The organism is Geobacillus sp. CAMR5420, from assembly GCF_000691465.1.
In the GTDB taxonomy this organism is placed as follows: domain Bacteria; phylum Bacillota; class Bacilli; order Bacillales; family Anoxybacillaceae; genus Geobacillus; species Geobacillus thermoleovorans.
The window spans coordinates 66,410-82,536 of the sequence record NZ_JHUS01000002.1 but is presented as its reverse complement, the minus strand read 5'-3'; the positions used below and the strand labels follow the sequence as shown (position 1 = coordinate 82,536).

Sequence of the window (16,127 nt, the reverse complement as noted above, 5' to 3'; positions counted from 1 at the left end):
GTTATTTCACGGGAATGAATTTTAATTTTTTCAAAGAGCCATTTTGGAACTTTTTGCTTAAAATATAATCGATAAAAGCTTTGTCCGCGCCTTTGGCTTCCCCTTTGGTCAGTAAGTATCCATAGCCGTAAAAGATGTATTTGCCGCTGGCGGCATTAGCTGTGGTTGCTTTGACACCGTTGATGCTGACGGCTTTAATTCCGCCTTTCACATACGCCAAATCAACAAATCCAATGGCGTTTGGATTCGACGCAACGGCATTCACCATATCCCCTGATTTTTGCACTTCTTTATAGTTATCTCCTGTCGTTTTGATAGTATGGCCGTCCATGATTTTGTCTTCAAAATTGACGCGTGTTCCAGATCCTTTGGCTCGGTTGATGACGACGATTTCTTCATCTTTTCCGCCTAATTGTTTCCAATTTTTGATTTTTCCTTCATAAATGTCTTGGATTTGTTCGACGGACAGGTTGCTGATGGGATTGTCTTTGTTGACAATGACAGCGAACGGAATTTTGGCAATTTTGTATGCTTTTAATCCTTTATAAGCGGGGAACCCTCCGACCGCTTTGGTGGCATCCCAGTCGCATGCTCCGATGGTGGCGACTCCTTTTGTGACAGACTGCGGACCGGCGATGGAAGAAGAGCCGGAAACCACAATTTTGACTTTTGGATGGCTCTTTTTAAATTCTTTTGCCGCTTGTTGAGTTAACGGCAACAAAGCTGTGGAGCCGGCGATCACAATTTTTCCAGATACTTCAGCGGCATCGGCGCGATGCTCGGTGGCGAAGGCTGCTCCGAGCAACAACGTGGATGAAAGAACAGCAGAAATGACTCTTTTCCATAATGTGCTGCGTTTCATAAATCTCCCTCCATCATCATGTTTAATTGTCATTTTGTAAGATTAATCCATGCACCATGGCGAAGAAGCGATACTTTTTCTCCACCGTCGGTCGCCATCGTTACCGCAATTTGATCGTCATATGGTGATGGCGCAATCGAGGTGATTTCATTTTTCGTACTTCCCATTGTTGTCCACGATTTGGTAGATGGATCGAAGCAGCGGATTGTGTAAAGGTCATTTGCTTCAACAACAACGTAAATGCGGCTTTTGACAACCGCCATGTCAATGATGTTCTGCTTATCAAGCAATGTTTGTTCTACTCCGTTTCGAATCACTTTCAATGATGGCGGACTCATTTCATCATCCGTTGCGCTTACATATACGATGTCATGGTTTGATAGAAACGCGCTGTCAACCTTATTGTCTGGCGACGAAGTTAATGGTGTCGGCTGTTTTGTTGGTGAAGACAGGTCGACAAGAATCAGCTGCGGATCGGTTCCGCTTGTATCAATGGAATCGACATCGGTTTTTTGATCGTCCGTGTAATTCGTTTTCCCTTCATTCGCTACTGTGTATAATAACTTTGTTCCATCGGAAGAAAGACGAAGATCTGTTTTGTACTTCACTTTGTCATCAATGAGCTTGGTGACGGTTCCATTGTCTAAGGCAACGACCGCGACCGCCTCATTGTTGCTGCCGTAAATGCAATAGAGTGAGCGGCCATCGCTGGACCAAACGAGATCGGTTTTGACCTCATCGTCTTCTCCGATTTGTTGGACCGTGTTGGAAACGAAGTCTATGACAAACAAATGACCGTTTTCATCGACGTAAGCAGCTTTTTTTCCATCATGTGATAACGTAAGATCCATTTCATTGATGGAACGGATGGCCGTTCGCGAGCGAATGTCCAAAAGCAGTGAAGAGGCTTCATCCGGCCGGCTGATGAGCAATGTATTTTGATCGATCCATTGTGGATTGATGCTCGTTCCTTTGATGAAACCAGACGTGGCGATAAATCGATCTTCCTCCTCGATATCTCCCCCTAGTGCATAGACGATGGCGGACAGATTGATGTACGGCACCCCGTTTTGAATGAATGGCGCGGTTGGCAAGGAGGTTTTTTTGCCGCCGGCGTTCAATACATAACTAAACGGGTGGAAGAGAATTGTCCGGTTGCCTTTTTCCACCTTAACCATGCTCGTTTTTTTGTCAACGTGCACAGTAGCGCCAAAAGCAGCGGCAACATCATTGACGGAATAAAAAGATGTTTGTCCTAACACGAGACCGTGAATCGTGGCTGTGGAGCCGTTCACTTGCCATGTCTCGCGAAATGGGCGCAAGCTGCCGGATGTCGACACGATGGAGACGCCAGCTTCTGCTTTCCATTGTCCACCTAAGAGAGCGGCGATTTGCTTGGCATCGACATACAGTTCTTGACCAAAACGCTGTGGGGCGACAGACAATGAAACGGATTTGCCGTTCACCAATGCCGCTTTTTTCCCTATCTGAAGCACGATCCGTACGTTGGGAGATGTGCGTCGAATTTCATAATATTGGTGTTTTTGATCATACCGATAATCGGCTGAAAACAGCTTGGCCATATCGCTCCCCGCCAATAAAACAGTTCCCGAACGATGGAGCGAACGGACCGTCATCAATTTGCCGTTGACATTGACAATATAGTGAGATGCGGATGTATTCTTCTCCACTGCGGCATAGGCATGTCCATCGAGCGTTGTCCATGATGAGGTGGAAGCCGCTAGCAAAGCTGTTGCCATGACAGTTCCGGCAATGATTTTTTTCACGAGAGCCTCTCCTTTCTATTTTTCCTTTTGCATGAGAAGTTGGTTTCATTGTTCGATGGAAGGCGATCCTCCTTTCCATTCAAAGGATTTAAGAAATTTTTCCTAAGCATAAACGATTATATGAGAAAAGTGTAAAATGAATATTTTGTTTTATTTAAAGTGTATTAATATTTTGTGCCTTTTGTGTTAATTTCGCTATGCAACGCATTTCTAGTTCCAATATGATGAGGAATGAATGGAAGCTCCAGCCCTTTTAAGCAAAGCGATTGTTATAGGCTAAAATGAACAACATCACGGAAAAGTTCCATGGGCAACACGATCTGCCCTCCACCCGGGGATGAAAATCACCGCTGGCTGACGGGATTTTCACGGAAAAGTTCCATGGGCAACACGATCTGCCCTCCACCCGGGGATGAAAATCACCGCTGGCTGACGGGATTTTCACGGAAAAGGAAAGAAGAACAGATTTGAGGTTGGCCAAAAGATGCACTAGCGCCTGTCAAACAAAGTGCGGCTGTTGTGTGTTTGGTTGTACTCGTCATGCTGCTACTGGAGCCGGATCAACCGGAAAAAATGTAGTCATTTTTTCATCTCGACAATTTTTTCAGCCTCGCGCACAACTTATGCTGCCACCCAACGTCGCCGGTCATGCCGGCCAGCAGCGACAGTTTTTTGAGTTTCGCGATCTCCCCATACTCTCTTGACATTGACAGAATCGTTTGGTGAAGATTTGGATGTTTTGAAGAAAAATAAACCCGCCTTCGTGATATTATCCCTCTAGTGTAGACAGTTGGGAAAAAGCCCATACTGTAAACAAAAACACTGGAGGGATTATTTTTATGTTCGAAATGAAAAAAACACGAAAAGGAAAAACCACGTATTCACCGGAATTTAAGCTAAAGGCTGTCAAGATGTACATAGAAGAGGGATACGGATATAAGCGTGTATGCAAAGAATTAGGAATTCCTAGCACCAAAACTATCAGGCTTTGGGTGAAAAATTACGATGAGACAGGTCTTGACGGACTGGAAGAACGGCGCGGAAAATCCAAGTCCCCGCTAAAGGGAGGACCAAGAAAAAAGAAGTTACGTCTGGAAGAAGAAAATCGGAGACTGAAAGCAGAGAATGAATATTTAAAAAAGTTGCGATCCCTCGCAAGGAGGTGAAACCGGAAGAACGATTTCAGATCATCCAAGAGTTATCCGTGACATACCCCATTTCCTTACTATGTGAAATGGCAGGAGTCACAAGGGGTGGTTACTATAAATGGTTAAACCGACGGGGAATGATGACGGAGAAGCAAAAAGAAGATGAGATGGTAAAGCGAATGATCTTGGAATGCCATCAAGAGGTCAACGGGATCTACGGGTATTATCGTGTGAAAGCGTGGCTTCAACGGAAATATGGGAAGGTAGTGAATCATAAAAGAGTCTACCGACTAATGAAAGAATTGGGGATTAGAGCAAAAATCCGGCAAAAAAAGAGAAAGTATAAAAAAGCACGGAGAATATCGTTGTTTCGAACGTGTTGAACCGCGATTTTACAGTGACCGAGGCCAATCAAAAATGGGTGACGGATATTACGTATTTGCCGTTTCAAGGAAAATATTTATATCTTTCGGCCATTAAAGATTTGTACAACAATGAAATCATTGCGTATCGCATCAGTCATTCTAATAATTTGGAATTAGTGATTGATACCGTAAAAGAGGCCATAAAAAAACGAGATGTGCGAGGAGTCATTCTCCACAGTGACCAAGGCTCGCCATACACATCTCGTCAATACCATAAACTGCTTAAGGATCATCCACATTATCCCTAGTATGTCCAGAAAAGGGAATTGTTTAGACAATGCTGCATGGAAAACTTTTTTGGACATTTGAAATCTGAAGTGATGGACCTTCGCACCTTTCGAACGGACGAGGAAGTGATTCTGGCCATAGACCGGTATATGCATTTTTATAATCATGAGCGTTTTCAAAAAAATTAGGCTACCTCAGTCCTGTCGAATATCGAACCACCAAGGTAGCTTAGCAGACGAACGGATGATATGGACTCCTTCTTCAGCTTACCAACCGTTAAAGTTGAATGAAGGGGAAGTTGTCAAGTGCTTTCCTTGACAGCTTCCCCTCATTCAACTATCCTGCAAGCAGCTGAAGAAGGTGGGCGTTTTTCATACTGTCTACTTGACAGGGATATGTTCATCGACATGGGCGGGTTTTTTCTGTCAATCCAAATACTTCTCGCATAACGATACGAACTTTCCATCTGACTTTAGCCCTTCCAAAATGCTTCTCAACATTGCACTTCTTTTGGGAAGCTGCTTCTCGAACTCTGCGACAAATGTGTCCTTGTCCCACTGTGATTTGCCAGCGTGATAAAACAGCTTTTCCAGGCGTTCCAACTCGTCGGCAGTAAAGCCAGTGGCTAAGGCCAGAATCGCAAAGCTTTTGTGCTCCTTGTTCACCATATCTAAGAGTAACGTAATTGCGTCGGTGGCTATATAGGTGCAATTTGAATCTTTAACATTTGTAGTTTTTACAGAGCGATTGGATCGACTGTCGGGCGAGCGAACAATGCCGCTTCCGGAACCATGCATGGGGCTGCGAAGCGGGTGATTGTTCGGTCACCGCCAGTCGAAAAGTGGATAAGCGACTTTTCCGTCAATGATATGTTAAACTTTTTCGTTGCATGTATATAGACTCAATTTTGCTTCAAGATCCTTGATTCTTTCCTCGTTCATAGCACCCTCCTTGTACTATAGTAATACCCAGTCTACGAATTTTGAAATGACCCAACCAACCTGTCTCGCTGTACTCAGTGGTACTCCCAGATCATATAACGCCCGCTAACTTGATCTTGAATGATTTGGATAGAAAGGTCTTTCCAAGAAGCTATAGTCCGCAAGGTATCAGTAATATTATCGGTATATTCCCTGATAGTATCTGCTACCTTTTTACTGCCGTAGTCCTCAACAAAGTCGAGCAATTTTTTAATGGCTTGCGATTCCAGCATGTCTGCTAACGTCAATACCGCTTTCTTGAGAGCTGCAGTTTTGATACCCTGTGTTTCTACCTTTGGCGACACTGTGTTGACCTTCGCCACAGAAGGGGTGAGTTGTGACACCGTGTTTGTCTCTGCGGCAAAAACAGAAGGTAGGTACTGCTACCGCCAAAACAGACAGAGCTAAAACAGGAGATAAAATTCTTTTGAACAACTTCATAGACAGCTTCATAAATTCCCCCTCCCTTTTATCGGCGAATCCGGCCCTCCGCATGCCCCACGATGCTCAATGGGATGATCTGTGTGGAGTTTTCATAGAACTTTTGACGCTACCTTTATCGGTTTATTTATTTCAATGAATACTATAAAAGGTTAAAAAAGTAAAAGTATGTCGCAATTTGTCGTTCACAAAAAGTTCATATAACCTATATTAGTACTCACATTTCGTACCCTAACAGGGTTGAAAGAAAGGATTTTTTGTTTCGTTTTTTAGAACAACTTTCCGACCAACACAACGAGTGATGAAAATCTTTTTTTACAATCTATGGTCATTTCGTATCACGTTATACGTAAATGCTCTCATCCATGCTCAATCCCTGCAGAATACTTCCTTGTGTGTCAAGGATTTATTCGACATTTGAACGAAAAAATCCTCCCGATTTTTGTCGGAAGGGTGCGAAATGTGAGGTCGAAATCAACATCATGAATAAGGGAACGAAGAAAGGATTTGATGCTTTATCAAAAGGTTGTACTGGCGTCTATCATGAAAAGCATGGCAGCTGATTTTAGCCGAACTTTTTGTTCCAGCCATGGAACGATGGCTGGATCGCGATGTTGGTGTTTGATCCTGTTATTCAAGGCTTCGAGCTGATTTTTCGCAAAAATTATCAACCGTATAGTGCACAGGCCAACGGTTTTCTTTTATAATGAATATGTCTTGACATTAATAATGACAGGAGGATACACATGAACGAACCGACGATTTCCCAGCGCAAGCTGTTAAGCATTGCCGGTCTCGGTTGGCTGTTTGACGCGATGGATGTCGGCATGTTGTCGTTTTTGATGGCCGCCTTGCAAAAAGATTGGAACTTGACGGCCGGGCAAGTCGGCTGGATCGGCAGCGTCAACTCGATCGGCATGGCGGTCGGGGCGCTCGTGTTCGGGCTGCTCGCCGACCGGATCGGCCGGAAAAACGTTTTTATTTTCACATTGTTGCTGTTCTCGCTTGGCAGCGGGCTGTCGGCGCTCACGACGACGTTGGCGGCGTTTTTGGCGTTCCGCTTTTTGATCGGCATGGGGCTTGGCGGTGAGCTGCCGGTCGCGTCGACGCTCGTTTCGGAGGCGGTGCCGGCTAAAGACCGCGGACGGGTTGTCGTGCTGCTCGAGAGCTTTTGGGCGGGCGGCTGGCTGTTGGCGGCGCTCATCTCGTATTTCGTCATACCGGCTTACGGCTGGCGGACGGCGTTATGGCTGGCGGCGATCCCGGCGCTGTATGCGATCTATTTGCGCCTCCGTCTGCCTGATTCGCCGCGGTTTGCGGCCGCGCAAAAAGAGGAGACGGTGTGGAGCAATATCGTCAAAGTATGGTCCGCTCCCCATCGGAAAGAGACGGTTATGCTTTGGTTGCTTTGGTTTTGCGTCGTCTTTTCGTATTACGGCATGTTTTTATGGCTGCCGAGCGTTATGGTGATGAAAGGGTTTAGTTTAATTAAAAGCTTTGAATATGTGCTCATCATGACGCTGGCGCAATTGCCCGGCTATTTCAGCGCCGCATGGCTGATCGAGCGGGCGGGGCGGAAATTTGTCTTGGTGACGTACTTGCTTGGCACAGCATTGAGCGCTTACTTTTTCGGCACGGCCGAGTCGCTCGTCGGGCTGATGGCATCCGGCATTTTCTTGTCGTTTTTCAACCTCGGCGCTTGGGGAGCGCTGTATGCGTATACGCCGGAGCAGTATCCGACGTCGATTCGTGCGACCGGCGCCGGCATGGCGGCGGCGTTTGGCCGCATCGGCGGCATTTTTGGCCCACTGTTGGTCGGCTCGCTTGTCGCCCAAGGGGTGTCGGTGACGGCCATTTTCACGCTGTTTTGTCTATCGGTCCTTGTCGCCGTTTTGGCGGTCGCGGTGTTGGGCAGCGAGACGAAGCAGCAGGAGCTTGCATGAGGAAAATCGTTGTAAGGGACATTCTCTAAGACAGATCTCTCATGAGAGTTGCGGGCTTTGGTTCGTGGCGCTCGTTAGGGGAGGCACGCCGAAATTGACAAACAAACGGCAGGGGCGGTACCTTAAGGGTAAGCCCCTTTTTTGATTGGCCAAGCTTTTGGTGGGTGTGCGCATCGACGCCCGCGGACGCCAAGGGGGAAAGCCAGTGCGAGAGGCGGTGAATCAATCTTGCGTCCGTCCGTGTCTGTCGTTATTCCGACGTACAATCGCCCGTATCCGCTTGCCGAGCTGCTCGAGTCGTTAAGCCGGCAGACGTACAAGCCGTTTGAGGTCATCATTGTCAATGACGGCGGCGTTCCGGTTCATGATGTCGTCGTCTTGTACCCGGAGCTTGACATCCGTCTCATCGACCGCCGCGACAACGAAGGACATGTCGCGGCCCGCAACGCAGGCGTCCAAGCGGCGCGCGGCGAATTCATCATGCTTTGCGACGACGATGACTTAGTGTTGCCGTGCCATCTCGAGCGGATGGTCGCAGCGCTCGAGCATGCGGACTTCGCCTATGCCGATGCGGAAATTGTCCAGTATCGGGTGGAAAACGATCAGCGCGTCCCATCCGCCCGTTTTTTATTTGCCTATGAGTATGATTTGGAAGCGATGCGGACGTTTTCGACGTACGTCCCGTCTGGAAGCGTGTATCGAAAATCGCTCCATGACGAGATCGGCTGCTTTGACCCGTCTGTCCACCATTATTGGGATTGGGACTTCTTTTTGCGCGCGGCGGTCGTCTGTCGCGTCGCCCGTGTCGCGGCGGCGACGGTCTTGTATGCATTCAGCCCGGACGGCGACAACGTGTCGCGACAGGTAGGCGGCAAGCGGCGCCAATATTTGCGGCGGCTTTGCGAGAAGCATGGGCTCGGCGACTTGCCGGTGAAAAACTTTTGGCTCTTGCTTGACGAGCCGGAAGTCGCGAAGCGCCGGGCGGACACCGAAGTCATTTGGAACGGTCAGCCGATCGTGTCGCGGTTTTGGATGCAAAAAAAGGCAGGATGGCGTTGACAAAAGGTTTTGGGGTTTGTTATGATAGTGGACAAAATCATATATGGATCGCGATGACGGATCAATAGTAGTTAACCCTCTCTTCCCAAGCGAGCCGGGGACGGTGGAAGCCCGGCGAAGATGGTTAATGAAACGGCAGTCCGGAGCGGAAATGGCAAAAAGGGGATGCGTGATTTGCGCATCAACTAGGGTGGAACCGCGGGAGCTACGCTCTCGTCCCTAGGCGTCAGGCCTAGGGGCGAGGGCGTTTTTGATTGGTGGACATCACATTGAAGGAGGATGAACACGATGGCTGTCACAATGGAAGAAATCGTCGCACATGCCAAGCATCGCGGCTTCGTTTTTCCGGGGTCGGAAATTTACGGAGGGCTGGCGAACACATGGGATTACGGCCCGCTTGGCGTTGAGCTGAAAAACAACATTAAACGGGCGTGGTGGAAAAAATTCGTTCAAGAGTCGCCGTACAACGTCGGGCTCGACGCCGCCATTTTAATGAACCCGAGAACGTGGGAAGCGTCCGGCCACTTAGGCAACTTCAACGATCCGATGGTCGACTGCAAACAGTGCAAAGCGCGTCATCGCGCCGATAAGTTGATTGAGAAGGCGCTCGAGGAAAAAGGGATCGAGATGATCGTCGACGGTTTGCCGCTTGCCAAGATGGATGAACTCATCAAGGAATACGACATCGCCTGTCCGGAATGCGGCAGCCGCGATTTCACGAACGTTCGCCAGTTCAACTTAATGTTCAAAACGTACCAAGGCGTCACCGAGTCGAGCGCCAACGAAATTTATTTGCGCCCAGAGACAGCGCAAGGCATTTTCGTCAACTTCAAAAACGTCCAGCGCACGATGCGCAAAAAATTGCCGTTTGGCATCGCGCAAATCGGCAAAAGTTTTCGCAATGAAATTACGCCGGGCAACTTTACGTTCCGCACGCGCGAATTTGAACAGATGGAGCTCGAGTTTTTCTGCAAACCGGGCGAAGAGCTGCAATGGCTTGAGTATTGGAAGCAGTTTTGCAAGGAGTGGCTGCTGTCGCTTGGCATGAAGGAGGACAACATCCGCCTGCGCGACCATGCGAAGGAAGAATTGTCCCACTACAGCAACGCCACGACTGACATCGAGTACCATTTCCCGTTCGGCTGGGGCGAGCTGTGGGGCATCGCGTCGCGCACGGATTACGACTTAAAGCGGCATATGGAATACTCGGGCGAGGACTTCCATTATCTCGACCAAGAAACGAATGAACGCTACATCCCGTACTGCATTGAGCCGTCGCTTGGCGCTGACCGCGTCACGTTGGCGTTTATGATCGACGCCTATGACGAAGAAGAGCTGGAAGACGGCACGACCCGGACGGTGATGCATTTGCATCCGGCGCTTGCACCGTACAAAGCGGCTGTCTTGCCGTTGTCGAAAAAGCTCGCTGATGGGGCGCGCCGCATTTACGAAGAGCTGGCGAAACATTTCATGGTCGACTATGATGAAACCGGCTCGATCGGCAAGCGGTATCGCCGCCAAGATGAAATCGGCACGCCGTTTTGCATCACATACGATTTCGAGTCTGAACAAGACGGCCAAGTGACCGTGCGCGACCGCGACACGATGGAACAAGTGCGGTTGCCGATTGGGGAGCTCAAAGCCTTTTTGGATGAAAAAATCGCTTTTTGATGACGGGAACGCCGGGGCATTCGTGAGGCCCCGGTTTTTTATCGGCTTTTTTGCCAAACAAGGAAGCAGGCGATTGAAAAAAGTCTGGAAACGGAACCGCTTTTATAGTTAAAATTTCAAAAAACCATCGAATTTCCGCCGCATAAATGGTAAAATAGAAGCATAGACTAGTTCCTGCATCCTGCACGAATCAAGGGGGTTAGCCATCATGGAAGGAAAACCGATCTATTACGATGGCAGTGGCCATCAGCCTAGTGACGCCGGCGAAAACGCCGCGAAAAACGAACCGTTTACGTTGACGGATGAAATAAGAAAACAAATTAGCGGCAATCCGTTTGCTGTTGAACAAAGCGAATAACCGATCCGCACGCCAATTGCCTCAAGGGCAATTTTTTTTTGGGCAAATGATTTGCCAAATTCGCATCATCTTTCTATAATTATCTCTTGTTCGAGATATTTGAAGTAGAGGTAAAATGCATGTCATGTTTAAAAATGGCAAACACTAAAATGCTCAGATCATCAAGAAAGGGAGTATGCATCATGACGAAAGTATTGTACATCACCGCCCATCCTCACGACGACACGCAATCGTACAGCATGGCGGTTGGAAAGGCGTTCATTGAGACGTACAAACAAGTGCATCCGGACCATGAGGTGATCCATCTCGATTTATATAAAGAATACATTCCGGAAATCGATGTTGACGTATTCAGCGGTTGGGGCAAACTTCGCTCCGGGAAATCGTTTGAAGAGCTGTCTGATGAAGAAAAAGCGAAAGTCGGGCGGATGAACGAACTGTGCGAACAGTTTATTTCCGCCGATAAATATGTCTTTGTGACGCCAATGTGGAACTTTTCTTTCCCGCCCGTATTGAAAGCGTACATTGACGCCGTGGCGGTGGCCGGAAAAACGTTCAAGTATACAGAACAAGGGCCGATCGGGCTGCTCACCGATAAAAAAGCGCTCCATATTCAGGCGCGCGGCGGATTTTATTCGGAAGGCCCGGCGGCACAAATGGAGATGGGACATCGGTATTTAAGTGTCATTATGCAGTTTTTCGGCGTGCCGTCGTTTGAAGGACTGTTTGTCGAAGGGCATGCGGCGATGCCGGAAAAGGCGGAAGAAATAAAAGCGAACGCCATCGCCCGAGCGAAAGACTTGGCTCACACGTTCTAATGAGACGCTTTGAATAGGTTGGCGATTTCGAAATGTCATGAGAAATGACGCTTCACCGTCTCCGCCGGCGCGGCCGGCCTCATGATGTCGATTTCAAAATTGCATGGGAAATGACCGCGGTTGAGGACGCTCTCTGTTTAGAGAGCGTTCTTTTTGTTGTTCCGGCGGCGGAAGCGAAAATGAGGAGGCGGCGACGTTCGTATGCGATTGATGTCCAACGTATGGTATAATAAGCCATATAGCCGTGAGGAGTGGAGGTTCACCATTTGTGAACAAGGATCAACGATATCAGCCAGCGCGTTGGCACGGCATGGCGGCAACGCTGGCGGCCGGGCTGTTTGGCGTGCTTCTGTTCGCTGGCGGTCAGCTGCTGCTTTTACCCGAATTCTATCATCCTATTCATCTTTCTTTAGGGTTTGCCGCTGTCGTCGTCTGTTGGCTTGTCGCCTTGCAAGGATGGGCTGTATTTCCGCATACGCTGTCAACCGAGCGGCTCATGATGGGGGCGTTGTTTTTTTCTGCGGGGGCGCTCTTTTCTGTTCATTTTGTCCTTTCCTTCACAGAGGATGACGTTTTGGCGGCGCTATTTTCGCTCGCTGCCCGCTTTACGCTTGCTTGGGGGCTGCTCTTTCTCTTTTCACGGCCCGATGAGGTGATGGAACGGCAAAGCGGGCAACGCTGGCAGGCGTTTTTGGCCGCGTTTTTGTATACGGCGGCTGTTAGTTTGTTCATCCATATCACGTCCCTGTTTTGGCCGGCGCATGGGACGAGCCGCTGGCCGTTTTGGTGGCGCGCAGGGGAAGGAGCGGTCGGTTTGCTTGATGCAGCGGCGGCCGTGTTCGCATGGCGGCGTTTTCGGCAAGGGAGGGCTCCCGCTTCCCTATACTGGTCTATGGCGCTTCTATTATTTGCCCTCGGTCAATGGTTGCTCATGCTTGGCAGCGGGTACGGGCTATGGGGGCAGCTTTATGAAATGGCTGGATTTTTGTATGTCGTGCGTGCCATGTATATGGAAACGGTGGAAAAGCCGTACGTGGAGCTGAAGCACCGTGAACAACAGCTCGAGATGATGGCGAATGCCCTTGGAGAAGGATTGCTGATGGTGAATCGCGACGGGCAAATCGTTTGGATGAATCCGGAGGCGAGCCGGTTGATCGGCGCCACTTTGGAAGAGGCGAAAGGCAAGCCACTGTTTTCGTTTGTCTCGCTCGCGGGGCCAGACGGCGACAAGTGGGATTGGAAGCAGCTGCGCCGCGTCGTCAAACGGCTGAAAAGCGGCGAGGTGATTCGCGTCGAGGAGGAGCCGTTTCGCCGCCGCGACGGCGTCTGCCTGCCAGTCGGTTATACGCTGGCGCCGGTGTTGGAAAACGGTGCGCTGGCGGGGCTTGTCGCCGTCTTGCGCGACATGACGGAGAAAAAAGAGAAAGAGCGGCTTGAGCGTGAACGCGAACAACTCGACTTTGAACTGTCGCTTGCCGCAAATATGCAGCGGTCGCTTTTGCAGACATCTTCGAAAGTGAACTTGCCTTCGTACATCGACATCGGTGTCCTCAGCGTCCCTGCCCGAGTGTTGAGCGGCGATTTTTATCACTTTGCTGTCCATCAAACATCGGTGTCCGTCGGCATTGCCGATGTATCGGGAAAAGGCATTCCAGCGGCGATGCTCATGACGCTGATGAAATTTATTCTGGACCGGACCGTCCATTACGGAACACAGCCGCACGTATATCTTGACCTGCTGAACCGATTCGCCTACGACTACACGGAGCCGTCGATGTTTGTCACGATGTTTGTCGGCAATTACAACGAAAAAACACATACGTTCTCGTACGCGTGCGCTGGACACGAACCGGCGCTTTGGTATCGGGCGAAAACGAAGCAATGCGTGCCGCTAGGCGCCAAAGGCTGCGCGCTCGGCTTGTTTCCGCAATTTTCATTTGAGACCAAATCGGTTGTGCTCGAACCAGGCGATTTTGTGCTGCTGTACACCGACGGGGTGACGGAAAAGCGTACCGAAGAGGCGGACGATGACTTTTCCGTTCTCGCCGCGATGGTCGCCCGCGTCAACCTTGATCAGCCGGCGCCGGAGATCGTGCGCGAGTTGTACGAGCATATTCAAGCGTATCATCAATACGAACAAAAAGATGACCAGACGTTGTTGCTGCTGCGCCGCCGCTAGCATGGGCAGTTCGACCGCTTGATGCGTAAGGCGGCGCGATGTTTGACCGTTATGGCGAATAGGCGGCGAGCTGCCGCTTCAATTTCGCGATGGCCCGCTTTTGAATGCGGCTGATTGTCATTTGCGAGACGCCGAGCCTCTCGGCTAACGAGCGCTGCGTTTCCCCGCGCCGGAAGATGGCGTCGATGACGATTTGTTCTTGCTCGCTCAGTTTGCCGATCGCCTGCTCTAAATCCATTCGCTCGATCAGTGACTCGATTTCGTTCGCTTCATCAGCGACGAATTCACCGATCGTCGTCGCATCCTTTTCCCCATCTTGCACCGGGGCATCGAGCGAAACGGCTTGGTAATGGTCCCGTCCGGCCAAAATTTCGATCGTTTCTTCGACCGATAAGCCTAAGTGGCCGGCGATCTCATCGAGCGTCGGCGAACGCTCGAGCTTGACGGTCAGCTCATCGATCGCCTGCTGCACTTTGCTTCCTTTTTCTTTCACCTTGCGCGGTACTTGGATGTACCATGCTTTGTCGCGCAAATAGTTTTTCATATAGCCGATCAAGCTTTTCATGGCGTATGACTCAAAGCTTGCACCTTGGCTCGGGTCATAATGATCGAGGAGGCGCAAAAACGACAGCCGTCCGATCTGAAACAAGTCTTCGTAAAAGTCAGGGCGGCTGCGCGCCATTTTTTTCGCTGCGGCCGCAATGAGCGGCTCGAAGCGCACGAGCAAGGCGGTCGCCGCTTCTTCCGTTTTTGTTTGTTGATAGGCGGAAATGAGGGCGTCAAGCTTGCTCTTGGACAGAGGAGGGGGATATACAGTCATGGGCATGCTCTCCTTCGCCGCGATGGCGGAATTTCGTCAGGCGGACTTCCGTTCCGCCCTTTGTGGTGACGGTGACATCGTCCATGAGCGCTTCCATCAAAAACAGGCCGAGGCCGCCAGCTTTGACGTCTTCAAGCGGCTTCGCGGACAGGGGCGCTGCTTGCTTGGCCACCCGTTTGTAATCAAACCCTTTGCCCTCGTCTTTAATGATGATTGAAAGTGCATCGGCGCGCATCTCAAAGCGAAGATGAATGACGCCGCCCCTTCCGTTGTACGCATGCAAAACAGCGTTGTTGCACGCTTCTGAGATGGCCACTTTCATATCTTCAATCTCTTCATAGGAAAATCCCATCTTGGCGGCCAGCCCGTATAGCGTCAAACGAGCGACATCGATAAACTGCGCATCAGCAGGAATCGACAGCTGTACGACGGTTTCATGCTCTTTCATGATTGCCCCTCGATCCTTTCTGTCGTGTCATTCATTGTCGAAAACAAGTAGGATACGCCGGTTAAATCAAACAAGCGTTGGACTTTCGGCGGCACGTTCTCAATCATAAACGGCGCTTCTTGTTTTTTGCGTGTTTTCAGCAGTGCGACAAACATCCCGATGCCGGTGCTGTCGATATACGACAACTCTTCAAGGCGGATGACGAGCGGCTTCGACGCATCGCCAGCGAGCGGCTCGACGGCGCGTTGAAACTGTTCGGCCGTCGCTAGATCAAGCTCCCCTTTTATGTATACAACATGCCGATCCGGCTGTTCATCATGCACGATATGAAATCGTTTCCTGTCCATAGCCGTTCACCTCACATAATCAATGAGTTAGCTGGATGATGGTGCGGGAAGGTTGTCCACCTTGCAATGTTTACACTCCTATACCCATATTTTATACTATATGAAACAGGAAAGGGCAGGGGAACGCGATGTTCACAAAGTGGAAAGAATGGGCAAGGGCGCTGAAACGGGAAATTTTTGTCTTGTATTCGGCCAGCCGCGATCGGCGCATCTCTGTCTGGCTGCGGCTCTTTATGCTTGGCGTTGCGGCGTATGCGTTCAGCCCGATCGATTTGATTCCCGATTTCGTTCCGGTTCTTGGGTATATCGATGATTTGTTGCTTGTGCCGCTAGGCATTTACTTGGCGCTGAAATGGCTGCCGAAAGACATCGTCGCCGAACACCGGGCGCGGGCGGAAGAGCTCGCCAAGCAAGGCAAACCGACGAATTGGGCCGCTGGGGCGCTGATCATTTTTTTATACGTGTTGCTTGGCGTCTGGCTGCTCCGCTGGTTGATTTCGTGGATATTTTGATCTTTCCCTCAATTTTTGATGGCTGAGGCAGGGGATTGGCGCATTTCCTGTTGGGGAAACAGGTTTCGCTGTGGTTGCCTCAATCTGAACATTCACTTCGC

General features: G+C 49.8%; 14 protein-coding genes. 8 read left to right on the top strand and 6 right to left on the bottom strand.

The genetic code is table 11. The features are described 5' to 3' along the window. Position 1: 1 nt before the first annotated feature. Together DI44_RS16085 and DI44_RS16090 are read right to left on the bottom strand one after the other, a co-directional pair. Complete coding sequence (locus tag DI44_RS16085; RefSeq protein WP_021321313.1) at positions 2-862, bottom strand: phosphate ABC transporter substrate-binding protein; 861 nt, start codon at positions 860-862, stop codon at positions 2-4. 29 nt (positions 863-891) lie between these two features. Then, positions 892-2,649 (bottom strand): stalk domain-containing protein, encoded by a 1,758-nt coding sequence (locus DI44_RS16090; RefSeq protein ID WP_021321314.1) that lies wholly within the window; start codon positions 2,647-2,649, stop codon positions 892-894. A gap of 839 nt (positions 2,650-3,488) precedes the next feature. Here DI44_RS16090 and DI44_RS16095 point away from each other — a divergent pair. Further along, the gene (locus tag DI44_RS16095) at positions 3,489-3,815 is read left to right on the top strand and encodes a transposase (protein WP_021321315.1); all 327 of its coding nucleotides are present in this window, start codon (positions 3,489-3,491) and stop codon (positions 3,813-3,815) included. 1,650 nt (positions 3,816-5,465) lie between these two features. On the opposite strand, the gene DI44_RS16100 is transcribed toward DI44_RS16095, so the two are convergent. Continuing rightward, on the bottom strand, positions 5,466-5,774 hold the full coding sequence (locus DI44_RS16100; RefSeq protein ID WP_123961348.1) for a hypothetical protein: 309 nt from the start codon (positions 5,772-5,774) through the stop codon (positions 5,466-5,468). A gap of 843 nt (positions 5,775-6,617) precedes the next feature. Between DI44_RS16100 and DI44_RS16110 the strand changes: the two genes are divergently transcribed. The 6 genes from DI44_RS16110 (at position 6,618) to DI44_RS16130 (ending at position 13,899) form a co-directional block, all read left to right on the top strand. After that, positions 6,618-7,814, top strand: coding sequence for an MFS transporter (locus DI44_RS16110; RefSeq protein WP_014197005.1), 1,197 nt, complete (start codon positions 6,618-6,620; stop codon positions 7,812-7,814). A 228-nt stretch (positions 7,815-8,042) separates the two neighbouring features. Further along, the gene (locus tag DI44_RS16115) at positions 8,043-8,873 is read left to right on the top strand and encodes a glycosyltransferase family 2 protein (protein WP_014197004.1); all 831 of its coding nucleotides are present in this window, start codon (positions 8,043-8,045) and stop codon (positions 8,871-8,873) included. A 288-nt stretch (positions 8,874-9,161) separates the two neighbouring features. Continuing rightward, on the top strand, positions 9,162-10,544 hold the full coding sequence (locus DI44_RS16120) for a glycine--tRNA ligase (RefSeq protein ID WP_014197003.1): 1,383 nt from the start codon (positions 9,162-9,164) through the stop codon (positions 10,542-10,544). A 208-nt stretch (positions 10,545-10,752) separates the two neighbouring features. Continuing rightward, the gene (locus tag DI44_RS19045; protein WP_014197001.1) at positions 10,753-10,902 is read left to right on the top strand and encodes a hypothetical protein; all 150 of its coding nucleotides are present in this window, start codon (positions 10,753-10,755) and stop codon (positions 10,900-10,902) included. A gap of 182 nt (positions 10,903-11,084) precedes the next feature. Next, a complete protein-coding gene (locus DI44_RS16125) occupies positions 11,085-11,720 on the top strand; it encodes an FMN-dependent NADH-azoreductase (RefSeq protein WP_021321322.1) in 636 nt (211 codons plus the stop codon). 310 nt (positions 11,721-12,030) lie between these two features. Beyond that, positions 12,031-13,899 carry a SpoIIE family protein phosphatase gene (locus DI44_RS16130; protein ID WP_110107803.1) on the top strand — a complete coding sequence of 623 codons (1,869 nt, stop codon included), beginning with the start codon at positions 12,031-12,033 and terminating at the stop codon, positions 13,897-13,899. Between the two features lie 49 nt (positions 13,900-13,948). Here the strand turns inward: DI44_RS16130 and DI44_RS16135 are convergent, their stop codons facing one another. Genes DI44_RS16135 through DI44_RS16145 form a run of 3 tightly spaced genes read right to left on the bottom strand, consistent with a single transcriptional unit; the run spans position 13,949 to position 15,514 of the window. Further along, entirely contained in the window at positions 13,949-14,719 is a 771-nt protein-coding gene (locus tag DI44_RS16135) for a sigma-70 family RNA polymerase sigma factor (protein ID WP_014196998.1), read from the bottom strand. Beyond that, complete coding sequence (rsbW, locus tag DI44_RS16140) at positions 14,679-15,167, bottom strand: anti-sigma B factor RsbW (protein ID WP_014196997.1); 489 nt, start codon at positions 15,165-15,167, stop codon at positions 14,679-14,681. The genes DI44_RS16135 and rsbW overlap by 41 nt, the downstream gene beginning before the upstream one ends. Then, entirely contained in the window at positions 15,164-15,514 is a 351-nt protein-coding gene (locus tag DI44_RS16145) for an STAS domain-containing protein (protein ID WP_014196996.1), read from the bottom strand. Before DI44_RS16145 ends, rsbW begins: the two co-directional genes overlap by 4 nt. A 128-nt stretch (positions 15,515-15,642) precedes the next feature. Here DI44_RS16145 and DI44_RS16150 point away from each other — a divergent pair, with 128 nt between their 5' ends. Beyond that, positions 15,643-16,026 (top strand): YkvA family protein, encoded by a 384-nt coding sequence (locus DI44_RS16150; protein ID WP_014196995.1) that lies wholly within the window; start codon positions 15,643-15,645, stop codon positions 16,024-16,026. The last annotated feature ends 101 nt before the right edge of the window (positions 16,027-16,127 follow it).